The organism is Tenacibaculum mesophilum, from assembly GCF_003867075.1.
Lineage (GTDB): Bacteria > Bacteroidota > Bacteroidia > Flavobacteriales > Flavobacteriaceae > Polaribacter > Polaribacter mesophilus.
Genome location: NZ_CP032544.1, coordinates 559,826 through 582,488, shown reverse-complemented (window position 1 = coordinate 582,488; position 22,663 = coordinate 559,826). Strand labels below are relative to the sequence as shown.

21 protein-coding genes and 1 other RNA gene are annotated in these 22,663 nt (G+C 31.1%); 12 read left to right on the top strand and 10 right to left on the bottom strand.

The window, feature by feature from the left end; translation table 11 throughout:
* The first annotated feature begins 44 nt into the window (after nt 1-44).
* Nucleotides 45-737 carry an SIR2 family NAD-dependent protein deacylase gene (locus D6200_RS02710; protein ID WP_073183501.1) on the top strand — a complete coding sequence of 231 codons (693 nt, stop codon included), beginning with the start codon at nt 45-47 and terminating at the stop codon, nt 735-737.
* On the opposite strand, the gene D6200_RS02705 is transcribed toward D6200_RS02710, so the two are convergent.
* The 9 genes from D6200_RS02705 to D6200_RS02665 all read right to left on the bottom strand — a co-directional run bounded on the left by D6200_RS02705 (nt 732) and on the right by D6200_RS02665 (nt 11,583).
* Entirely contained in the window at nt 732-1,205 is a 474-nt protein-coding gene (locus D6200_RS02705; RefSeq protein WP_073183503.1) for a DUF6495 family protein, read from the bottom strand. The genes D6200_RS02710 and D6200_RS02705 overlap by 6 nt on opposite strands.
* 61 nt (nt 1,206-1,266) lie before the next feature.
* Nucleotides 1,267-1,977 carry a peptidoglycan DD-metalloendopeptidase family protein gene (locus tag D6200_RS02700; RefSeq protein WP_125064361.1) on the bottom strand — a complete coding sequence of 237 codons (711 nt, stop codon included), beginning with the start codon at nt 1,975-1,977 and terminating at the stop codon, nt 1,267-1,269.
* 75 nt (nt 1,978-2,052) lie between these two features.
* Complete coding sequence (locus D6200_RS02695) at nt 2,053-2,937, bottom strand: anti-sigma factor (RefSeq protein WP_073183505.1); 885 nt, start codon at nt 2,935-2,937, stop codon at nt 2,053-2,055.
* A gap of 76 nt (nt 2,938-3,013) precedes the next feature.
* Complete coding sequence (locus D6200_RS02690; RefSeq protein WP_073183507.1) at nt 3,014-3,685, bottom strand: Crp/Fnr family transcriptional regulator; 672 nt, start codon at nt 3,683-3,685, stop codon at nt 3,014-3,016.
* Nucleotides 3,686-3,789: 104 nt separating this feature from the next.
* Entirely contained in the window at nt 3,790-6,057 is a 2,268-nt protein-coding gene (locus tag D6200_RS02685) for an aconitate hydratase (RefSeq protein WP_073183509.1), read from the bottom strand.
* A 190-nt stretch (nt 6,058-6,247) separates the two neighbouring features.
* Nucleotides 6,248-9,025, bottom strand: a complete 2,778-nt coding sequence (locus tag D6200_RS02680) for a bifunctional aconitate hydratase 2/2-methylisocitrate dehydratase (RefSeq protein WP_047790588.1) — start codon at nt 9,023-9,025, stop codon at nt 6,248-6,250.
* A 290-nt stretch (nt 9,026-9,315) separates the two neighbouring features.
* Nucleotides 9,316-9,625, bottom strand: an RNA gene (gene rnpB, locus D6200_RS02675) — RNase P RNA component class A.
* Between the two features lie 187 nt (nt 9,626-9,812).
* Nucleotides 9,813-10,937, bottom strand: coding sequence for a molecular chaperone DnaJ (dnaJ, locus tag D6200_RS02670; RefSeq protein ID WP_073183511.1), 1,125 nt, complete (start codon nt 10,935-10,937; stop codon nt 9,813-9,815).
* A 70-nt stretch (nt 10,938-11,007) separates the two neighbouring features.
* A complete protein-coding gene (locus D6200_RS02665; protein ID WP_231128407.1) occupies nt 11,008-11,583 on the bottom strand; it encodes a nucleotide exchange factor GrpE in 576 nt (191 codons plus the stop codon).
* A 197-nt stretch (nt 11,584-11,780) separates the two neighbouring features.
* On the opposite strand from D6200_RS02665, the gene D6200_RS02660 reads away from it, so the two are divergent.
* Complete coding sequence (locus D6200_RS02660) at nt 11,781-11,972, top strand: hypothetical protein (protein ID WP_047790585.1); 192 nt, start codon at nt 11,781-11,783, stop codon at nt 11,970-11,972.
* A 62-nt stretch (nt 11,973-12,034) separates the two neighbouring features.
* Here the strand turns inward: D6200_RS02660 and D6200_RS02655 are convergent, their stop codons facing one another.
* Complete coding sequence (locus D6200_RS02655) at nt 12,035-12,787, bottom strand: DUF6503 family protein (protein WP_073183513.1); 753 nt, start codon at nt 12,785-12,787, stop codon at nt 12,035-12,037.
* A gap of 987 nt (nt 12,788-13,774) precedes the next feature.
* Between D6200_RS02655 and D6200_RS02650 the strand changes: the two genes are divergently transcribed.
* The 10 genes from D6200_RS02650 (at nt 13,775) to D6200_RS02610 (ending at nt 22,484) form a co-directional block, all read left to right on the top strand.
* On the top strand, nt 13,775-14,248 hold the full coding sequence (locus tag D6200_RS02650; protein WP_073183515.1) for a hypothetical protein: 474 nt from the start codon (nt 13,775-13,777) through the stop codon (nt 14,246-14,248).
* A 167-nt stretch (nt 14,249-14,415) separates the two neighbouring features.
* Nucleotides 14,416-15,267 (top strand): DUF3800 domain-containing protein, encoded by an 852-nt coding sequence (locus D6200_RS02645; RefSeq protein ID WP_047790582.1) that lies wholly within the window; start codon nt 14,416-14,418, stop codon nt 15,265-15,267.
* Between the two features lie 243 nt (nt 15,268-15,510).
* Complete coding sequence (locus D6200_RS15485) at nt 15,511-15,636, top strand: hypothetical protein (protein WP_262509480.1); 126 nt, start codon at nt 15,511-15,513, stop codon at nt 15,634-15,636.
* 310 nt (nt 15,637-15,946) lie between these two features.
* A complete protein-coding gene (gene purB, locus D6200_RS02640; RefSeq protein WP_073183518.1) occupies nt 15,947-17,290 on the top strand; it encodes an adenylosuccinate lyase in 1,344 nt (447 codons plus the stop codon).
* A gap of 3 nt (nt 17,291-17,293) precedes the next feature.
* Entirely contained in the window at nt 17,294-17,881 is a 588-nt protein-coding gene (locus tag D6200_RS02635; protein ID WP_073183520.1) for an adenylate kinase family protein, read from the top strand.
* Nucleotides 17,868-18,308, top strand: a complete 441-nt coding sequence (locus D6200_RS02630; RefSeq protein ID WP_240627196.1) for a hypothetical protein — start codon at nt 17,868-17,870, stop codon at nt 18,306-18,308. Before D6200_RS02635 ends, D6200_RS02630 begins: the two co-directional genes overlap by 14 nt.
* Before the next feature lie 3 nt (nt 18,309-18,311).
* The gene (locus D6200_RS02625) at nt 18,312-19,088 is read left to right on the top strand and encodes a TerC family protein (protein WP_047790579.1); all 777 of its coding nucleotides are present in this window, start codon (nt 18,312-18,314) and stop codon (nt 19,086-19,088) included.
* 60 nt (nt 19,089-19,148) lie between these two features.
* The gene (locus D6200_RS02620) at nt 19,149-19,457 is read left to right on the top strand and encodes a hypothetical protein (RefSeq protein WP_073183522.1); all 309 of its coding nucleotides are present in this window, start codon (nt 19,149-19,151) and stop codon (nt 19,455-19,457) included.
* Between the two features lie 44 nt (nt 19,458-19,501).
* Nucleotides 19,502-21,904: a TonB-dependent receptor gene (locus tag D6200_RS02615; protein ID WP_073183525.1), complete on the top strand. Its 2,403-nt coding sequence runs from the start codon at nt 19,502-19,504 to the stop codon at nt 21,902-21,904.
* A gap of 13 nt (nt 21,905-21,917) precedes the next feature.
* Nucleotides 21,918-22,484 (top strand): type 1 periplasmic binding fold superfamily protein, encoded by a 567-nt coding sequence (locus D6200_RS02610; RefSeq protein ID WP_073183527.1) that lies wholly within the window; start codon nt 21,918-21,920, stop codon nt 22,482-22,484.
* The last annotated feature ends 179 nt before the right edge of the window (nt 22,485-22,663 follow it).

Below are 22,663 nucleotides of genomic sequence, written 5' to 3'. Positions count from 1 at the left end.
AGCCCTGTATTTATTTTCTTAAACTTGCAACAAAATTTATATTTATGAAAAAACGATTGGTTGTATTAACAGGTGCTGGTATTAGTGCTGAAAGCGGTATTAAAACTTTCAGGGATGCTGATGGTTTATGGGAAGGACATGATATTTATGAGGTGGCTTCACCTGAAGGGTTTCGTGCTAACCCTGAGTTAGTGTTAGATTTTTATAACCAGCGTAGAAGGCAACTTTTAGAAGTTTCTCCTAATAAAGCACATCATAATCTAGTTTCTTTAGAAAATAATTTTGAAGTTGATATTATTACGCAAAACGTAGATGATTTACACGAACGGGCAGGTAGTTCTGATGTGATTCACTTACACGGTGAACTATTAAAAGTACGTAGTACCCAAAATGAAAACTTAGTATATCCTTGGAAAAAGGATATTGCTTTAGGAGATGTTTGTGAAGAAAAAGCTCAATTACGCCCACATATTGTTTGGTTTGGTGAAGATGTTCCATTATTGGAAAAAGCTGCTGAAATTACTTTACAAGCTGATATTTTAGTAATTATAGGGACTTCTATGCAAGTATATCCTGCGGCTAGTTTGGTTAATTATGTACCGCATAACACACCAATTTATTTTATAGATCCTAAACCTGCTGTAAATAAAAACGCCTTCAATAACTTAACTATTATTGAAGACGTTGCTAGTTCTGGTACTGATAAGTTAATTACAATACTTAATAAGGCTTTATGAATTTGATGTTAATCGATCAAAATACTCGTACAGTTCTCCTTTAGAAATAGTACTTCCTTTCTCAATTAAGTCAAAAATTTCAGCATTTCTTTCTTCTTGATATGCTTTTGAGCCTCTTAAAAACTCAATTGCTTCATCATTTGGATTTTTTAATAGCCATTCAAATCCTTCTTGCTCTAAAACATTAACCTCTTTATCAATTTTTATCACAATGCGATGCATTTCTTTTTCTTCGCATTTAAATAGGTTTACTAAATTTGGAGAAAAATGTTCTAAGTACTCTGTTTTGGTTAATACATCATCCCAAACAACATCGCTAAATACATTCATTTCATCTTCTGCCACATGTGGTTTCTCTTTTTTTAATTCATCCCATTCTTTTTTATCAATGTTTTGTGATGCTAAAAAACGTGCGAACTCTTCGTGTAGTCCTTCAAACTGCTCCTTTGTAAGTTGTCTATATTTCAAAAATTCAAATTTTAATAATTAACTGACCCTAACTTTTATTCATTCTCTTTACTTAGGGCGATTATATTGTTTTGCTTAATCCATCTATGAGGGTTTCATGGGGCAATTTTAATAATAAATTAGGATTAGGGCAATTTTGCTTGTAAAAATCCAACGTCTTTTTTGAAGACACTCCTGGGTAATCTCCATAATAATCTTCAATATCTATTATTAACTGAAAGTGTAAATGCGGAGCATAATCTCCATTTACAGAACTATCTCCTAAAGTTCCAATTTTCTCTCCTTGTTTAACTTTTTTACCTACTGATATGTCTTTTAAAGATTCTAAGGATAAATGACCATACAATGAATAAAATTCATTTCCTTCTATTGAATGTTTGATTATAATTGTTGGTCCATAATCTCCATAGTTTACATTGTTTTTAAAACTATGAATTTCTCCATCTAATACTGCTAAAATATCTGTACCTGCATCACACCACAAATCAATTCCCAAATGAATATTTCGTTGATTTTCTTCTGATAATTTATTAAAATGTTCACTTCTATTATAAATATCTCTTACTTCTAAATATCCTCCAAAAGCAACTGTTTTTTTATGTTTAAAAAAGTAGTTTTCTAAATATGCTTCCCATTCTTTTGATGAAGAAACGTCAAAAGTTAACTCTTTGTTAGATGCAGCTATTGAAATTGGAATGTACTCATTAAAAGATATGTTAGCATTAATTACATGCAATGGTTTTTGAGATATATTCTTAAAAAAATCTGTCATAAATAGTTTTATATATAAAAAAGAGTAATCAAAGATAATTGATTACTCTTACATATGTAAATTACACAAATTATTCTATCGTGTTACTGTTCCTCTAATTTCTCTAACAGGCCCTGCTTCCATATCAAATGTTACATGATCTTCTGCATCTGCTGGTACTCCATGTGCTAAAGGTTTTAATGTAAATGGAGCTGGACTGTTATCTGGATAGGGTTCAACAGAAATAACAGCTGTTGTTCCTCTTAAATCTGTTGGAAAAATAAATCCATCTGGAGCATTTTGTATAAAATCTTCTCCCGGGTATCCTGGTCCATTATTTTCATTACCTTTAAATGGTGTTGTTGTTGCATTATCATCTGCCATTGCTACATCTGTAAAAGTTCCTGTACTAATTGGCGTACCATTAATAACTACCCAACCTTCATATTTCCAGCCCTCAGGTAAAGTTGGTAAAGAAAGTCCTGTTGCAGGACTCCCTCCTGTTAAGTCTAAAAACCAAATACCACTTCTTTCATTATTCATCATTCCATCAGTTGGGGTAGCTAAAATGTATTTACCTGTTGAAGTTGAAAAGTCTCCTACAATTCCTGTAGATGATATTCCTGCTGAATTTCCTGAAAAATCTCCTGCTAGCACTTTAGTATTTGCTGGTGCTGGATCTGGGTCGTTTGCTGGTTCAATGGTTAAAACAAATGTAGTTGCTGCTGATAGCATGTCAGAATCAACTACAAAAGAGCTTTCAGACAATTCTCCTGAATCATTTACATTAAAAGTTCCTGTTGATACAGGAGCTCCTCCTACAATTATCCAACCTTCATACACATAATCAGTTCCTAAATTCTCTAGACCATTAACATTTAAACTTAAGTTTGATGTTTTTGGTGTATTATCGTCATCATCATTACAGGCAACAAAAGTTAACGCACTTACTGCTGCTATTGTTAAAAGTATTTTTTTCATTGTTTTTGTAATTTTGAGTTTATACAAAAACAAAGTTACTTGCAGTTTTTCTAATAAAATGTTAGCTAGCTTACACTTACGCTATTTTTTTAAGTAGTCGTATCTCCTTTCTATTAAAATTAATAATTTTTTCTTCTTTTAACTCGTTCATTAAGGTGTTTAAAGTTGGCCTTGAAGTACCTATAAGTGTTGCTATATCTTTTTGTGTATATGGGTGTTCTATTACTTGATCTCCAGTTTTTTCACATTCATGTCCATATTCTTCACACAACTCTTTAAAAAACTCTAATAAGCGAGTACGTGTGTCTTTAAAGAATAATAACTGAAGCCTTCTTTCTAACTTTTTTATTCTCAAACCAATAAATTTATAAATCTTAAAACTTACAGGTATATTATCTCTCATCAAAGAATACATAGTTTCTCGTGATACTGGACAAATTTCTGTTGTATTATCTATAGATTGAGCAAATTCATTTCGTTTTTCAATACCCAAAATAGCTTTTTCTCCAAATATTTCTCCTTTGGTTAAAATAGCCTTAATTACTTCTTCTCCTTCTTCTGTATAATAACCTAGTTTAACCTTTCCTTTATCTATTAAATAAATTTTATTTGCGACATCTTCTTCAAAATAGATATAGTCTTTCTTTTTATAAAGACTTAAAGTATGTGTTTCTTTATAGGCAGGATATTTATGTGGGCATAATATTTTAAATAAGTTAACATCTTCAAAATACCAAAGTGCACTCATAGTTTTTACTTTTAAATTTTAAGTCGAAAAAGCTAAAAATACATTACAAAAAAAGCTCTGGAGTTTTCCAGAGCTTTTTTTACCTCTATTTTGCGAGTAGCTTTTTAAGCGTTTTGCTTTTTTATTAAGTTTAAAGCTGAACCTTCTTTAAACCACTCTATTTGCCCTTTATTATATGTATGGTTTGTAATAATAATATCTTTTGAACCGTCTGCATGAACAACTTCTATTGTTAATGGTTTGTCTGGAGCAAATTCGTTTAAATCTAAAAAGTTGAACGTGTCATCTTCTTGAATTAAATCATAGTCATTTTCGTTGTCAAATGTTAACCCTAACATTCCTTGTTTTTTTAGATTTGTTTCATGAATACGAGCAAAAGACTTTACTAAAACTGCTACTACACCTAAATGACGAGGCTCCATAGCTGCATGCTCACGAGAAGATCCTTCTCCATAATTATGATCACCTACAACTATAGTTGGAATTCCTTTCGCTTTATACGCTCTTTGTGTTTTTGGTACTGCATCATATTCACCTGTTAACTGACTTTTTACAAAGTTAGTTTGCATATTAAAGGCATTTACAGCCCCTATTAAACAGTTATTGGAAATATTATCTAAATGACCACGATAACGTAACCATGGTCCTGCCATAGAAATATGATCTGTAGTACATTTACCGTGAGCTTTAATTAATAATTTAGCTCCTTTTATTTCATCTCCAATTGGTGTAAATGGAGTTAACAATTCTAATCGTTCAGAATTTGGATCTACTACAACTTCAACATCACTACCATCTTCTTCTGGAGCTAAATATCCATTATCGTCAACTTCAAATCCTTTTGGTGGTAATTCCCAACCTGTAGGTTCGTCTAACATCACTTCTTCTCCATCTTCATTAATTAACTTATCTGTTAATGGATTAAAATCTAAACGACCTGCAATAGCAATGGCTGCGGTTAATTCTGGAGAAGCAACAAAGGCATGTGTATTTGGATTACCATCGGCGCGCTTTGCAAAGTTTCTATTAAATGAGTGTACTATTGAATTTTTAGGAGCATTCTTCGGGTCTTCATAACGTCCCCACTGACCAATACATGGTCCGCACGCGTTAGTAAATATTTTTGCATCTAAGTTTTCAAAAACTTGTAAGATACCATCTCTTTCAGCAGTATAACGTACTTGCTCAGACCCTGGGTTTATACCAAACTCTGCTTTTGTTTTCAATCCTTTATCTATTGCTTGTTGTGCAATAGAAGCCGCACGCGATAGATCTTCATAAGAAGAGTTTGTACAAGAACCTATCAATCCCCATTCTACCTGCAATGGCCAATCGTTTGCTTGAGCTTTCTCTGTCATTTCCTTTCCTACTGGAGTAGATAAATCTGGCGTAAAAGGTCCGTTTAATAATGGGCCTAATTCTGATAGATTAATTTCAATTACCTGGTCAAAATATTGTTCAGGGTTTGCATATACTTCAGCATCTGCCGTTAAGTATTCTTTTATTTCATTTGCTGCATCTGCTACATCACTTCTATCTGTTGCTCGTAAATAACGCTCCATAGATTCATCGTAACCAAAAGTAGAGGTTGTTGCTCCAATTTCTGCCCCCATATTACAAATAGTTCCTTTTCCTGTACACGACATTGCTGTTGCACCAGGTCCAAAATACTCTACAATAGCACCTGTTCCTCCTTTAACTGTTAAAATTTCTGCAACTTTTAAAATAACATCTTTTGGTGCTGTCCATCCAGATAATTTACCTGTTAACTTTACACCTATCAGCTTAGGAAATTTTAATTCCCAAGGCATTCCTGCCATAACATCTACAGCATCTGCACCTCCAACACCAATGGCTACCATTCCTAAACCTCCAGCATTTACTGTGTGAGAATCCGTTCCAATCATCATTCCTCCCGGAAAAGCGTAGTTTTCCAAGACTACTTGGTGAATAATTCCCGCTCCTGGTTTCCAGAAACCAATTCCATATTTATTAGAAACTGACTCTAAAAAATTAAAAACTTCATTTGAGTTATTTAATGCTGTTTGCAAATCTGTTGAAGCACCTACTTTTGCCTGAATTAAATGATCGCAATGCACCGTTGTTGGTACAGCTACTTTATCTTTTCCTGCTTGCATAAACTGTAACAATGCCATTTGTGCTGTTGCATCTTGACAAGCGATACGATCTGGAGCAAAATCAACATAATCCTTTCCTCTTTCGAAAGCTTTCGTTGGTGTTCCATCCCAAAGATGTGTGTATAAAATTTTCTCTGCTAATGTTAAGGGTTTTCCAGTAATTTTTCTTGCAGTATCTACTCGTTCTACTACTTTACTGTATACCTCTTTTATCATTTCTATATCAAAAGCCATATTTATTAATTTTTGTTATCCTACGAATTTACCAAAAAAAAATAGTATAGAAATGAAGCTACTATATAATTATAATGAGTTTAAATAGTTATTATCTATAATAGATTTTCTAATTTTATATGTAGTTAACAGTATAAAAAAAGCTCAAGTATTATACTTGAGCTTTTAGTTACTTTATTTAATAAATAAATTATACTACTAACTGCTTTTGAGATGGCTTAAACTTAGTTAAAACAATACCATCAACTGCTTTTTCGTACTCTTCCATAGTTGGAGTTCTTCCTAAGATAGTAGACAAAACAACAACTGGTGTTGAAGATAATAGTGATTCTCCTTTTTTCTCTCCTGAATCTTTTACAACTCTTCCTTGGAATAAACGTGTAGATGTTGCCATTACCGTATCTCCTGGTTCTGCTTTTTCTTGGTTACCCATACATAAGTTACAACCTGGGCGCTCTAAATATAGCATGTTTTCATACTTTGTACGTGCTAACCCTTTTGGAGCATTATCATCAAATTCAAAACCTGAGTACTTCTGTAACACTTCCCAATCACCCTCTGCTTTTAATTCATCAACAATGTTATAGGTTGGAGGTGCTACTACTAACGGAGCGTTAAATTTTACTTCTCCTTGTTGAGATTCAATATTTTTTAACATTTGAGCTAAAATTTTCATATCTCCTTTGTGTACCATACAAGATCCTACGAAACCTAAATCTACTTTTTTAGTTCCTCCATAAAAAGATAATGGACGAATAGTATCATGTGTGTAACGTTTAGAAACATCTTCATTATTTACATCAGGGTCTGCAATCATTGGTTCAGCAATTTCATCTAAATCAATAACTACTTCTGCGTAATAATTCGCATCAGCATCTGGTTTTAAAGCTGGTTTTGTACCAGTTTTAAGCTCTTGAATTCTGTTATTGGCTTTATCAACTAAACCTTGTAACATTTGCTTTTCGTTATCCATACCTTTATCAATCATGATTTGGATACGATCTCTTGCAATTTCTAAAGATTCAATTAACGTTTCTTCTTCTGAAATACAGATAGAAGCTTTTGCCTTCATCTCAGCAGTCCAGTCTGTAAATGTAAAGGCTTGATCTGAAGTTAAGGTACCAATGTGTACCTCAATAACACGCCCTTGGAATACGTTTTCGCCATCAAATTGCTTTAACATTTGTTGTTGCGTAGCGTGTACCACGTCACGGAAATCCATGAAGCTTCTCATATTTCCTTTGAAGGTTACTTTAACTGACTCTGGAATTGGCATAGTTGCCTCTCCTGTTGCTAAAGCCAATGCTACTGTACCTGAATCGGCACCAAAAGCAACTCCTTTAGACATACGAGTGTGAGAATCTCCACCAATAATAATATCCCAATCATCAACAGTAATATCATTTAATACTTTATGAATTACATCTGTCATTGCATGATATTGACCTTTTGGATCACGCCCAGTAATTAAACCGAAGTCGTTCATAAATTTCATTAAACGAGGAATATTCGCTTTTGACTTATCATCCCAAACAGAAGCTGTGTGACACCCCGATTGGTAACCAGCATCTACAATTGGTGAAATTACCGTAGCTGCCATCATCTCTAATTCTTGAGACGTCATTAAACCTGTAGTATCTTGAGACCCTACAATGTTTACTTCTACACGAACGTTAGAACCTGCATGTAATGTCTTACCTGGTGTAGTTCCAACAGCATTTTTATTGAAAATTTTCTCAACAGCTGTTAAACCTTGGTTTTCAATAGAGATTTCTTTTGATGCTGCATATACTTGAGGAATATCAATACCTAAAGCTTTACAGGCAAAAGTTTGTAATTTTTTACCGAAAACTACAGCATAAGATCCTCCAGCCTTAATAAACTCCATCTTTTGAGGAGTTAAAGCAGTAGAAATATCTTTTAACTCTTGATCTCCGTTATATAATTTTTTCTCTTTTGTATTGATTGTTAAAACAGTTCCAGTTTTAACAGAATACATCTCTTTTAAAATTGGTTCTCCATCTTTATCTACAACTGTATTACCGTTTTCATCTTTTTGTTTTACCCAGTTTTTTAAATCGATTCCAATTCCTCCAGTTACTCCAACTGTGGTTAAGAAAATAGGTGCTATACCATTAGTACCGGCAATTACTGGCGCAATATTGATAAATGGTACGTATGGAGAAGAAGGAACACCTGTCCATAATGCCACATTATTTACTCCAGACATACGAGAAGATCCAACTCCCATAGTTCCTTTCTCTGCAATTAACATTACACGCTTATCTGGGTGTTGTTCTTTTAATGCTAATAATTGCTGTTGCATTTCTTTATCATGCTCAAAAATAGATTGTCCGTGTAACTCACGATCAGATCTAGAGTGAGCGTCTGCTCCAGGAGATAATAAATCGGTAGAAATATCACCTACACCTGCAACAAAAGTTACTACTTTTATTTCTTCTTCTACTTCTGGTAACTTAGTAAAGAATTCTGCCTTAGCATAACTTTCTATTAATTCTTTAGCTATTACATTGCCATCTTTATATGCTTTTTCTAATCTTTCTGTATCTGCTTCATATAAGAAAACTTGAGTTTTTAATACTTTCGCTGCTTCAACGGCAATATCAGCATTATTTCCAAGTGCTAAATCTAATAACACTTCAACAGATGGACCACCTTTCATGTGTCCTAATTGTTCAAAAGCAAAAGCAGGAGTTATCTCTTCTACTACAGATTCACCTAGAATAATTTCTTTTAAAAAGTTTGCTTTTACGCCTGCAGCACTTGTTGTACCCGGTAAAACATTATAGATAAAGAAATTAAGAGAGTCTTTTCTGTGAGGATTGTTTACATCTTTAATTTGTGAGATGATTTCAGTTAACAATTCACTTCCATCGATAGGTTTAGGGTGAAGACCTTGACCTTTTCTTACTTCAATCTCCTTTAGGTAATCTGAGTATGTGTTCATAAAAAGTTTTGTTTTTAAATATTTAGAAGGAAATAGTAAAAGTTATTACGTATTAAAACCGTTCTTTTACAGCTTTATCCTGTTAATTTTTGCTTAGCAAAAGTAATATTTTAACCTCAATTTTAAAAATAAACAACAAAACAGTCAAAAAAGCAAATTAATTTAATTAGAAAGACCTATTTTTAAAAATATATCAAAAAAACAAGTATAAAAACACGTAATAATTATCAAATTGATAATTCACTATTTTTAAGTGTATTAAAAAAAATGCTATAATGATTCTAAATAGGAAAAAAAGCAGACCCATAAGCTGGATTCTGTCCCTTAAAAAATAAGGTTCTTATCATTTATCTAGTTCTGAAATTACTCTCAGAATCAATCTGCCTACCCCTTAGAATCGCGCGAGTAGCGCTCAAGCTCTAATGTACATGGCATTGCACCGCATAGAGTTTACCTGGTTTCACTACAGCATTACCTGTACATTCTTTCTGTTGCACTTGTCCTCGGTTTACACCGGACGGATGTTATCCGCTATGCTACTCTATGGTGTCCAGACTTTCCTACTTATATTCATATAAGTCGATAAGATAGGTCTGCTATTATATTGTTATTATCAAATAAAAGTTCACACCTCTATTCATAAAAAAACCCACTCAAAAGAATTGAGTGGGAAAATTGCTATGAAAAAGAAAAAGTGTCTAGAACGTCTCCTAGACACTGCAAATATATAACTGTTTTTCGTTTAAAAAAAATTTTATTTAAAAAAATTATCTTTTTTATGATTTTTTTAAGAAAACATGTCTTTAACCTTTTCAAAGAAAGATTTGTCTGATTTCTGAGGGTTTGGGCTAAAGTTCTCATCTTCTTGCATTTCCTCAAAAAACTTACGTTGATCTTTCGTTAGTTCTTGTGGAGTCCATACATTTATATGAATTAAGAAATCTCCATTACCATAACGCTCAATACTTGGTAATCCTTTTCCTTTTAAACGTAAAATCTTACCTGATTGCGTTCCTGGTTCTATCTTAATCTTTACTTTTCCTGTAACAGTTTCTATTTCTTTTGATACTCCTAAAACTGCTTCTGAAAAATTAATATATAAATCGTAGTGAATATTACTACCTTCACGCTTTAAATTTTCGTGTGGTACTTCTTCAATTAACACTAATAAATCTCCTGGAATTGAGTTTTTACCTGGAGCTTCATTTCCTTTACCTCCTACTTTTAATTGTACACCTTCTGTAACACCCTCTGGAATATTGATAGAAACGGTTTCTTCTTTTACTACCATTCCTTGTGCATCTGCTCCACTTGGTTTTTTGTCTAGCATCTCTCCTGCTCCATGACAGGTACTACAAGTAGTAGCTGTTTGCATTCTGCCTAAAATAGTATTGGTAACACGCATTTGTTGTCCGCTACCATTACATGTTGAACATGTTTTATAGGTTACTCCGTCTGCTTGAACTTTCCTACGAACTTTTACCTTCTTTTCTACACCTTTGGCAATTTCTTCTAGTGTTAACTTTACACGGATACGTAAGTTACTACCTTTAACTCGTGCTTGACGGTGACCTCCACCACCAAAACCACCGAAACCTCCTCCGAATGCTCCTCCGAAAATATCTCCAAATTGGCTAAATATATCATCCATATTCATACCTCCACCACCGAAGCCTCCATGACCTCCTTCAAAAGCAGCATGACCGTACTGATCGTAACGAGCTTTTTTGTTGTCGTCACTTAACACCTCATAAGCTTCTGCGGCTAGTTTGAATTTTTCTTCAGCTTCTTTATCATCAGGGTTTTTATCTGGATGGTATTTAATAGCCATCTTACGATATGCCTTTTTAATTTCAGCTTTTGATGCTGATTTTGATAATCCTAATATTTCGTAATAATCTTGTTTTGCCATAACTTTCAATGTTCAACTATTAGTAAGTAAGTATCGTTAGTGACCAATAGTTGTATTAATGATGATTGTTTTACGCTTGCCCCATTACTACTTTAGGGTGACGAATAATTTTATCTCCTAGCTTATATCCTTTCTCCACACAATCTATAATTTTTCCTTTTAATTCATCTGAAGGTGCTGGTATTTGTGTTATTGCATCATGAACTTCTGCATCAAAATCATCTCCTGGTTTTACTTCTATTTCAGTTAACCCTTTTTGAGTTAAGGTGTTTTTAAACTTATTATTAATAAGTTCCATACCTTTTAATAACTCAGAGTCTTCTGTTTTTTTAATTTCTGCCAAACCTCTATCAAAATCATCCATAATTGGCAGTAAAGCTGTCATTAATTCTTGACTTGCAGTTTTAAAAAGTTCAATACGTTCTTTTGAAGTACGTTTTTTATAGTTTTCAAACTCTGCAAATAAACGCAAATATTTATCTTTCTCTGCTTGAATTAATTCTTCTGCCGTTGGCTCTTCTTTAGCTTCAACCTCTTTATTTTCTTGAGTTTCTTCTTGATTCTCTCCTAAGTCGCCATTTTTAATAGCGTCGTTAATTTCGTCTTCTTTTGTATATTGATCTTTACTCATTGTAAATCGTTTCATGTATTTAACACTTTTTGATTAACAATAATATTGCCAATAAAAGAAATGTGTCATAATGACATTGCAACATAACTTCTCAAAGAAAACCATAGTATAAAGTTCAAAAAAAAATATATTTATATTTTGTTCAAAGATTTCAAAACTATATATTTAAGAAATTTTTATTAATTAATTTATAACATAAAAAGTCCCTCATTATGAAACAGAATTTTTTAAACATTTCAGGAGTTACCGTTCTTTCAAAGAACCAACAAAAGAACTTAACAGGTGGTGCTGCTATTGATCTTAATAAATGTGGATGTGACTGCTCAGGAAGCGTTACAGGTCCTATTTATTGTCATCAATATTTTGCTTGTACACAAGAGTACACTTGTAGTGAAGAAATGTAGAGAAATAAAAAAGCTGTTATTTTTAAAATAACAGCTTTTTACTTCATTATAAATTTAAACCTTTATAAAGGTTTAACTAATTTAGCCTTTGTAGGTATAACAAATTCTGCTTCTTCAATAAACTTTATGTTTGATAACTTAACCTCTCCTATCTCTTCTTCATATCCGTTTTTTAATGACCACATATGAAAAGTCCAATTAGTTGCAAAAGGAATTGAATTAACTAATTCGATATTGTTATACTTAATAGCATGCGGTTCTTTTTCTGCTTTTTCCTTTCCTTTACCAAAAGTAACAATATACGCCGCTCCTTCTAAAAAGTTTGTACTAGGATTTTTATAAATTACATACCAGTCGTCTGGTGCATCACCTGTTCCAGAAGCAAAGGTTAGTTTACCTGTATCAAAGTTTTTAGTTCCCCATTTATTTTCTTCAAAATTAGACCAAATAGTTCCATCGTCGTTTAGTTTATAAGGTAACCCTAAAAAATATGACCATGTAAAAATATCAAACCTTGCTGCTGCTAAATCTTTCTCTTTTATTCCAACTGAATACACTTCTTTTCCGTCAAAAAGTATTATTTCTCCATTATTTTTCTCTATCTTTATTTTACCTCCACCTGGTTCTTGTGTTATTGTTCCTGTTAAGCGATTTTTTCCACCAAAAGTTATGTCTATATCATACTTTAAATACTTTTGATTCATAAAAGCTTTTTTATGATGCGCTTTTTCTATCGAAGACGTAAAGTCTTTCTCTTGAGCTACAAAAATTATTGTTTGTAATAGTAAAATAACAAGTGTTATTCTTTTTTTCATAATGATTCATTTAAGTTAAAGCGGCTTAGTCGTTACTTTAGTTTCTTCATTACAATTTTTTTATAAAAAATTAAAAGTTAGATATAAAAGTCTAAAAACTTACGTTAGAAGAGAAAAAAACTTAAATCAGTCGATTCTGCATATACCTTGAAAAGGTTTCCTTTATTTTGACAACTTACCTATTAGATTTTCAAAACAACCTCAGAGAGTAAGAAACTTTGATTTAAATAGGTAATATTTGACACTAACAATGGTAATCTGCCTTTTTTATCTTTAGTAAAAACACATATCTAATGCTTAAAAGGTAATGATTAAAAGCTCTGCCTTATTTAATACAATCTGGAACATAAAATACTTTTACACTACTGAGAGCTGAGGTAAAAACAAGTAATTTTTTTAAAACTTTATACCAAAAACACTTTTATAATTCGCATAATGAGGTAAACCGCTTTTTACTCTTACATTTAGCCACAATTCGTTTACATAATTCTCTAAACGCTTTAGTGTACTTATACATCTGTAAAGAAAGATCAACGAAACTCGCTGATGGTTTCGTTGTGTTGAGGAAAGTTCAGCGAAGCTCGCTGATAGCTTTGTTGCGTTGAGAAAAGGCCAGCGAAGTTCGCTGATAGTTTCGTTGGGTAGTATTCAATAAAGTGTGTCAACTTGGTTTTTGATTTTCTAAATCAAGATATCAGAGATTGTTAACAACAACTAAAACTACTTTTAGTATCTAAATAGTTACGATTATGGGTTTCCTTAAGAGTTTATAAATACTCTGTATTAGGCTCGCAAGAATTGTAAGAATAACCCGATTTTTATAATTAATAAACAACAATAACTCGTTAATAACTTTACTTTTAATAAAGTATTGGTTTTAATATATTTGACAGTGTATAAAAAAATCATAAACTTTATGATATCCTATGTTTTTAACGGGATAAAACAACTAAAGTTTGGTATATAATAAGTTGGCAACAATAAAAAATGACAATCTCAGAAGAACAGTTGAAAATTTTTCAAAAAGCTTTCAAAAAAGCTAATTATGGAAAAATATCTCTTCCTAATAAAATAGACTTTGATAAAATAACCGAAATTGAATTCTGGACTGACGGAATGAGAAGTGGATATTCTTCAAGGTTTATCTTTAAGCTAAATGAGTCTAACGAACCTTTTTTAGAGTTTTTATCTTCAAGTGATTATGAATCTTGGCATAAATTAATTAAATCAAATGGAGAAATTATAGATATGAAAAACTATAAAGGTCAATTTGGGAGAACTGTATATTCTGACGTAGAAAAAACTGAAAGAGAAAATGAAAAAATTGACAAGTATAATCAAAAACTACATAAAGAATTAGTTGATAAAGGTCTTGAACAAAATTTTGACGATCCTGATTTCGAAAAAAATAACGTAAATAAAAGAATTAATTATTTTGGACACTTGAAAAAAAGAAAATGAAAAAATTACTGTTGTCAACACGGTGTATAAAACATAGCTAATAAGTGTTTAACCGAAAGGTTTATGTATATTTATAAAAGTCCGCCAAATTTTTCATTTGGCTTTTTAAAAAGAGAGAATTAAAAACAAAATATAAAAATTCGGCTCTGTGTTTAAACGAAAAGTTAGTGTCTTTTTACACGCTACGTTCCATACACAAGACCGTTACCTGCAAGCTTCTAACAACGACGAAAAAGAAAATAGGATATATTGATGAATCCGGAGATAAAAGCATTCATTTTGAAAAAGAAGGAGTTTCTACTTTTTTTATTGTTAGTGCAATCATAATAGATGAATCATTAGTTGACAATGTAAGAAATCAATTTTTGAAAATCCACAAAGATTTCACTCAAGCACCTGAAATTAAATCAAATGCAAAAGCTTTTCAAAAAGGAGATAAAAGAATTAAATTTTTAAAAGAAATTATAAAACTAAATTTTAGAATTTATAGTGTCATCGTTGATAAAAGGAAAATTTACGAAGACAGTGGATTACAATTTAGAGATAGCTTTTACAAATACACAAATAACCTATTAGACAAAGAATTATACGACTATTACCCACATCTTGAATTGATATCTGACCAGCATGGTAGTGAAAAATTTATGAATGGTTTTATAAAGTATGTTAAAGAAAATCATCGTCAAACTGAATTTTTCAGGAATCCTGAATTTAGGTTTTGTGACAGTAAAGATGAGCCTTTAATCCAACTAGCTGATTTCGTAGCTGGAAGTATTGCAAAATGTTATGAACCTGATAAAATTAATTCACAGAGTCCTGAAATATTAAATATTCTAGACAAACATATTCTTCATTTAAGAGAATGGCCTGAAACACCGCCTAAATTTTATAAAGAAATTAAAAAAGAAGAAGAAAAATATAATAAAAAATTAGTTGTTTTTATATTTTCAAGAATAATTCAATTTTTAAGTGAAAATGAAGACACTACAAACACTGAAATAAAAAACCAATTAACTTGACTTAAGTATTTAATTTACAGATTTAAAAAGAATCCTTTCGAATATATTTATTCAGATGAAATAATTAATAGAATAAATATTAGAGACAATAGCATTACTAAACGAATCTTTAGTAAAGAAATAACAGGAAAATTAAGACAGAACAAAATATTAATAACTAGCTCACAAAATGGTTATAAAATTCCTTGTTGTAAAGCAGATATTGTTAGATTTTATAATAATTACAGTTCGAAAATTATTCCAATGATAGAAACAATTGGAATGGCAGATGTAATTATAAAAAGTGCAACATCAAAGGAGATAAATTTACTTGACAGTGATGAATATAAATTATTAAGTGAATTGATTAAAACAACAGCCTGCAGGTAACAAAGAACTGAGGTAAAAAACAAGTTAACTTATTACACAGCGCTATTAAAGCTAGTTTTTTACCCTTACCTATAGCTACTATTCTATCATAGAGTTCTCTACGCTCTTTAGAAACTATTCAATAAAGTGTGTTGTTAATTATAAAAAAACAATAGATTTATGGATATGAAAGACAATAAATTTGATTCCAAAAGTTTTAAAGTCCAAGCAATAAAAGAAACTCAACTTTAAGTACTAAAATTCCTTTAATTAAACTCTAAAAAAAGGGAAGTATTTTCTATTTTTGTGCCTTTCAACACAACAACAAAACATGAACTTAACAGAATTAAACGCCATCTCTCCTATTGATGGTAGATACCGTAACAAAGTAGCAAGCTTAGCGAACTTTTTTTCAGAAGAAGCTTTAATAAAATATCGTGTAAAAGTAGAAATTGAATATTTCATTGCTTTATGTGAAATTCCATTACCTCAGTTAGCCGATTTCAATAAAGAGTTATACGCTGATTTACGTAAAATTTATGAAGATTTTTCTGCAGAAGATGCGATAAAAATCAAAGAAATTGAAAGCGTTACCAATCACGATGTAAAAGCTGTTGAGTACTTTATTAAGGAAAAGTTTGACGCCTTAAACTTACAGAAATATAAAGAGTTTATCCACTTCGGATTAACGTCTCAAGATATTAACAATACCGCTATTCCTTTATCTATTAAAGATGCAATGGATGAAGTATACTATCCAACTTTAGATACCTTAGTTTGCAAATTAGCTGATTTATCTGAAGAATGGGAAAACGTATCAATGTTAGCAAGAACTCACGGGCAACCAGCCTCTCCTACCCGTTTAGGAAAAGAGTTTTTTGTGTTTGTAGAGCGTATTAACAATCAGGTTATTCACATACAACATACACCACATGCTGCGAAGTTTGGTGGAGCTACAGGTAATTACAATGCACACAAAGTAGCCTATCCAGATATCGACTGGAAAAACTTCGGAACTCATTTCGTTGAGGAGGTTTTAGGATTGCACCACTCCTTCCCTACTACGCAAATTGAACACTACGACCACATGGCAGCTTTATACGACGGATTGAAACGTGTAAATACGATTTTAATTGATTTAGATCGAGATGTTTGGACCTACGTTTCTAACGACTACTTCAAACAAAAAATTAAAAAAGGTGAAGTAGGTTCATCTGCAATGCCACACAAAGTAAATCCTATTGATTTTGAAAACTCAGAAGGAAATTTAGGAATTGCAAACGCTATTTTTGAGCATTTATCTGCTAAGTTACCCGTTTCAAGATTACAACGTGATTTAACTGATAGTACGGTATTACGTAACGTTGGAGTTCCTTTTGGGCATACGTTAATCGGTTTTGCTTCTACGTTAAAAGGATTGAACAAGTTATTATTAAACGAGGCTAAGTTTGCAGAAGATTTAGAAAATAACTGGGCAGTAGTTGCTGAGGCTATTCAAACTATTTTACGTCGTGAAGCCTATCCTAATCCATACGAAGCTTTAAAAGGATTAACTCGTACGAACGAAAAAATAAACAAAGATTCTATCGCTAACTTCATTGATACTTTAGAGGTTTCTGATGCGATTAAGAATGAATTAAAACAAATTACACCATCTAATTACACAGGTATATAACCTATGAATATTATAATTTTTGGGCCTCCTTTAGCTGGTAAAGGAACCCAATCTAAAAAAATAATAAATGATTTTAACTTAACACATCTTTCTACCGGGAATGTGTTAAGAAAAGAAAAAGCTAAAAAAAGTGTTTTAGGCTTAGAAGCTGAAGAATACAGTAGTAAAGGTCTACTTGCTCCAGACGATTTAGTTATGGAAATAGTAGAGAAATTTTACACCAATCAAAATGATAAAAACAATTTTCTTTTTGATGGCTACCCTAGAAATATTGAACAAGCTAAACATTTAATCAATTTTTTAGAAAAGGATAAAAATGCTATAGATTTAGTTATTTATTTAAAAGTTCCTAAAGATGTTTTGTTGGAAAGAGCTAAAATAAGAGCTATTGAAGAGGACAGAAAAGATGATGCAGATCAGAACACAGTTTTAACTAGAATTGATGAATTTGTTAATCTTACTACACAGGCTATTAATTTCGTCAAAGAAAAAGGAGTAACAACTATTGAGGTAGATGGTAATCAATCTGTAGAAGAAATTTATAAAATAATTTATCAAAAACTAAATAATCCAGAAAGTGAAAAAAGCTAACTTTTTATTCCTATTTAAAGCATTTCTGTTTTCTTACATGTTAATAGTAACATCATGTTCTCCAAAGAAAAAAGGAAATCCAACACGTTTTGTTCATGGAACCTTTGAAATTCCTGCTGGTGACAATTATGGAAAAACAACTATTGTAAGAAAAGATAGTTTGCAAATTGAAGAGTACACCAAAAAAGTAAGTATTTCTACAGATAGTTTGGTTACCGAAAAGGAGATAAAACACATAGATACACTCTACATCAAATGGAAAAATAATTTTGCATACACTTTGCGAATGAAAAATCCTAAAACTGATTTAGATAAAGATCCTATATTTGTTCAAATAACTAAAGTAACCGATAGCTCTTATAATTTTACAGCTCGTATTGGCTACTCTAACTTTAAACAAAAAGGAACTGTATATAAAGTGCAATAAACTATGGAAATTTTCTTACAAGCAGATACTTGGATAGCTTTACTAACTCTTACTTTTTTAGAAGTAGTACTAGGGATTGATAACATTATATTTATCTCTATCGCCTCCAACAAACTCCCTGAAAATCAACAAAAAAAAGCTGCTAGAATAGGCCTCCTTTTAGCGATGATTTTTAGAATTCTTCTTTTATTAGGAGTTTCTTATCTAATAAGTATGAAAGACCCTATTTGGAATATTGACTTATCTTGGTTAAAGGTAGGTGTTACAGGGCAAAGTTTAATTTTATTTGCAGGAGGTGTATTTCTCTTATACAAAAGTACTAGCGAGATTCACCATAAAGTGGAAGGAAAAGGAGATGAAGATGCTACAAACACCTCTAAAAAGAAGAAAACATTACTAAATGTTATTACTCAAATAGTGCTAATTGATATTGTTTTTTCTTTTGACTCAGTTTTAACTGCTGTGGGTATGACCAACGGTATTCAAGGAGCGCTAATAATTATGATTATTGCCGTAATTGTCTCAATATTAATCATGCTAATATTCGCTACTCCTATAAGTAATTTTGTAAACAAGCACCCTACTATTCAAATGCTAGCCTTGTCTTTTTTAATTTTAATTGGGTTTATGTTAATCACTGAAGGAGCACACTTATCTAACATGATTGTTTTTGGGCAATCTGTAGGTGCAATTCCAAAAGGATATTTATATTTTGCAATAACATTTTCTTTATTAGTTGAAATGCTTAATATGAAAATGCGAGGTAACTCAAAAAAATAAAAAAAAGTTAAAAACCCTGTTTGTACAAAAACAAACAGGGTTTTTTATACATTTGCACTAATGTTAATATTTAAAAAACATATAGTTTCCCTAAGTATAATTGTATTACTTATACCTTCAGTTATACAATTAGTTCATGCTTTTGAAAAACACGAACATACTATATGTATATCTAAAAATGATAAACATTTTCATAAAGGAGAAATAGATTGTTCTACTCTTCATTATCAGTTTCAAGTATTTTCTGAAGAAATACTTCCTATTTTTGATGTAATTCCTAGAACTTTTTTTAAATTAACATCTTTTCTAGGTGAAATTACATCTTCTTTCTATATTATAAAAAAACTCTCTAGAGCACCTCCTTTTTAAGTTTTATAAAAATTAAAACTTAAATAATAATATAAAATCTTTACATGAAATCAAATTGTATCATTTTGATGCTTATGCTTGTATTTTTTTCAACAGCATATGGTCAAAAATGTGAATATACATTTTCTGGTTTAGTTGAAGACTTTCACGATAAATCTCCTATTGTAGGAGCTACGGTATACATTAAAAATCAAAATAAATATGCTGTTACTAATATTGAAGGAAAGTTTACAATTAAAAATGTATGTTCTGGTAAAATTATAGTTGAAGTATCACATGTAGCTTGTGAGTCACAAACTATTGAACGTAACATTTCTAAAAACACTTATTTAGTTATTGACTTAGAACATCATGAAGAAGAACTAAATGAAGTAAATATAAAAGGTATTACGGGCTTAAAAACTAAAACAGCACAAGAAACAGTGTTAAAATCAAATGTTTTAGAAAAAAATAGTGACGCTACTTTAGGAGATGCCCTTAAAAATATTTCTGGTGTCTCATCTATTAATACAGGGAATAGCATAGTTAAACCTGTAATTAATGGATTACATGGTAGTAGAGTTTTGGTGTCTTTTAACGATGTTAGATTACAAGATCAAGAATGGGGTGTAGAGCATGCTCCGAATATTGATATTAATGCTGCTAACTCAATTTCTGTAATTAAAGGAGCAAATGCTTTACAATACGGAGGTGACGCTATTGGTGGTGTAGTTATACTTAATCCAAAAAATAATATTCTTAAAGACACTTTATTTGGAAAAACAATTGTATCACAACAAACCAATGGTCGTTTGTTTTCGGTAGCAACCAATGTAAATAAAAACTACGAAACAGGTTGGTATGTAAACGGACAAGCATCATATAAAAGATCGGGTGATTTTGATGCTGCAAACTATAAACTTACTAATACAGGTATTAACTCAAAAGCATTAACTGTTAATACTGGTTTTCATAAATTTGAAAAAGGTTTTGATTTATTTTATAGTTACTTAGATAATCAAGTTGGTATCTTAAGTGCTTCTCATTTTGGTAATATTACCGATTTAGTAAATGCAATAAATAGTAGACAACCACTTATTATTGATGATTTTAGCTATACTATTAATAATCCAAGACAAGAAGTAACTCATCAAATTTTTAAAACTAAATTTTATAAACGTTTTAAAGCTTTTGGTAAGCTATCGTTGCAATATGATTATCAAGTGAATCATAGATTAGAATTTGATAAACGAATTGGTGATAGAAAAAACTTACAAGCAGTAGACTTAAAACTTAAAACTCATAGTTTTAAATCTGATTTGTATTTAGATTCAAATACAGACCAAATTTATAAATTTGGTATAAGTGGTTTGTATCAATCAAATTTTTCAGATCCAATAACTAAAGTTAGACGATTAATACCAGATTATGATAAATATGCTTTTGGAGCCTATGTTATTTCTAATTTAACGTTTGACAAACTGTATATAACAACAGGTGTTAGATATGATTTTAACCATATTGATGCTAAAAAATTCTATCAACAATCTAGATGGGATAATTTAAATTATCAAAATGATTTTGGTAATATAGTAATCAACCCAAATGTATCTGGTTCTCAACTACTAACAAATCCAACATTTACTTATCATAATATATCAGCTTCTGCAGGTATTACCTATAATGCAAATGATCGTAATTCTTTTATATTTAACTATGGTTTAGCAAACAGAGCTCCAAATCCATCAGAACTATTTAGCGATGGATTACACCACTCTGCTGCTAGAATAGAATTAGGAGATTTACGCATTAAAACAGAAACTTCTAATAGGTTATCTGCCTCTTACAAGTACACTAATAAAAAGGTTAACCTAAATTTAGAAGCTTTTTACAATCATATTAAAGATTTTATTTACATAGAACCAAGTGGGCAAGAAACTACTAATAGAGGTACTTTTCCTGTTTGGTCTTATAAACAAGTTAACGCACAGTTATTTGGTATTGATGCCAGCACTCAATACAACATTAATAATAATTTTGTGTTAACAAACAAAAGTTCATTTTTAAGAGGTACTGATGTATCTAACGACAGACCGTTAATAGACATTCCTCCTTTTAAAACAGTAACTTCGCTAGCTTTTAAAAAAGAAAACTGGCAAAATTTTTATGCTTCTATCGAAAGCGAATACAACGCAAAACAAAACAAGTATCCTAATAATAACTTTAATGCCTTTATTCCTACATTAAATCAAAATGTACTTGTTGATATTAGCACACCTCCAGCAGCATATCATTTATTAAACTTTTCTTCAGGATTTGATTTTAAATTAAATAAAACAAAAGTTAACATTAATTTATATGTAGACAATATTTTAAACAAATCTTATCGAAATTATTTAAATAGATTACGATATTTTGCTGACGACTTAGGAAGAAATTTTAAAGTTCAACTAAAAATTAATTATTAAAAAACATTTAAAAATGAAAAATATTAAATTATTAGCCATATTATTTACTTCTGCATTAGCAATTACTTCTTGTTCTAGTGATGATAACCCAGTACCAGTTAACGAAGAAGAAGTTATTACTACAGTAACTGTTAAATTAACTCCACAAGGAGGTGGTGATACCGTTACATTGCAAAGTAAAGATTTAGATGGTGATGGTCCTAACGATCCAGTAGTTACAGGAGGTACTTTAGCTGCTAACACAACATATAATGGAGAAATTACCTTATTAAATGAATTAGAAGACCCAGCTGAAAATATTACTGAAGAAGTTGCTGAAGAAGCAGATGAACACCAGTTCTTTTATAATGTAACAGGTGGTATTGCTAGTACTTTCTCTTATGCTGGTGATAATGATGCCAATGGAAATCCTGTAGGTATTAATTTTACGGTTGCAACTGGTGCAGCTGGAAGTGGAAATTATGTTTTTATCTTAAGACACGAGCCAAATAAAGGAGCTTCTGGAGTAAAAGAAGGAGATATTACCAACGCTGGTGGAGAAACAGATGTACAAGTTTCTTTTAAAGTAGAAATACAATAATTATAACAATCCATATTATAAAAGCCTCTTAGTAACTATGCTGCTAAGAGGCTTTATATTTAAACCAACTTTTACTTGATAAAGTTTTTAATACTTTTCTTTTTTAGCAAACTTGGATATTTGCAATTGAACTAGTTTAGTTGAGAAATTGAAAACTACTTTTTCTGTATTGGAATATA

Coding starts and splice junctions, on each gene's coding strand:
- D6200_RS02685 (WP_073183509.1), bottom strand. CDS start 6,057: ATGGCTTTTGATATAGAAATGATAAAAGAGGTATACAGTAAAGTAGTA.
- D6200_RS02615 (WP_073183525.1), top strand. CDS start 19,502: ATGAAATCAAATTGTATCATTTTGATGCTTATGCTTGTATTTTTTTCA.
- D6200_RS02635 (WP_073183520.1), top strand. CDS start 17,294: ATGAATATTATAATTTTTGGGCCTCCTTTAGCTGGTAAAGGAACCCAA.
- dnaJ (WP_073183511.1), bottom strand. CDS start 10,937: ATGGCAAAACAAGATTATTACGAAATATTAGGATTATCAAAATCAGCA.
- D6200_RS02620 (WP_073183522.1), top strand. CDS start 19,149: ATGTTAATATTTAAAAAACATATAGTTTCCCTAAGTATAATTGTATTA.
- D6200_RS02710 (WP_073183501.1), top strand. CDS start 45: ATGAAAAAACGATTGGTTGTATTAACAGGTGCTGGTATTAGTGCTGAA.
- D6200_RS02700 (WP_125064361.1), bottom strand. CDS start 1,977: ATGACAGATTTTTTTAAGAATATATCTCAAAAACCATTGCATGTAATT.
- D6200_RS02650 (WP_073183515.1), top strand. CDS start 13,775: ATGACAATCTCAGAAGAACAGTTGAAAATTTTTCAAAAAGCTTTCAAA.
- D6200_RS02655 (WP_073183513.1), bottom strand. CDS start 12,787: ATGAAAAAAAGAATAACACTTGTTATTTTACTATTACAAACAATAATT.
- D6200_RS15485 (WP_262509480.1), top strand. CDS start 15,511: ATGATAGAAACAATTGGAATGGCAGATGTAATTATAAAAAGTGCAACA.
- D6200_RS02610 (WP_073183527.1), top strand. CDS start 21,918: ATGAAAAATATTAAATTATTAGCCATATTATTTACTTCTGCATTAGCA.
- D6200_RS02625 (WP_047790579.1), top strand. CDS start 18,312: ATGGAAATTTTCTTACAAGCAGATACTTGGATAGCTTTACTAACTCTT.
- D6200_RS02695 (WP_073183505.1), bottom strand. CDS start 2,937: ATGAAAAAAATACTTTTAACAATAGCAGCAGTAAGTGCGTTAACTTTT.
- D6200_RS02680 (WP_047790588.1), bottom strand. CDS start 9,025: ATGAACACATACTCAGATTACCTAAAGGAGATTGAAGTAAGAAAAGGT.
- D6200_RS02660 (WP_047790585.1), top strand. CDS start 11,781: ATGAAACAGAATTTTTTAAACATTTCAGGAGTTACCGTTCTTTCAAAG.
- purB (WP_073183518.1), top strand. CDS start 15,947: ATGAACTTAACAGAATTAAACGCCATCTCTCCTATTGATGGTAGATAC.
- D6200_RS02690 (WP_073183507.1), bottom strand. CDS start 3,685: ATGAGTGCACTTTGGTATTTTGAAGATGTTAACTTATTTAAAATATTA.
- D6200_RS02665 (WP_231128407.1), bottom strand. CDS start 11,583: ATGAAACGATTTACAATGAGTAAAGATCAATATACAAAAGAAGACGAA.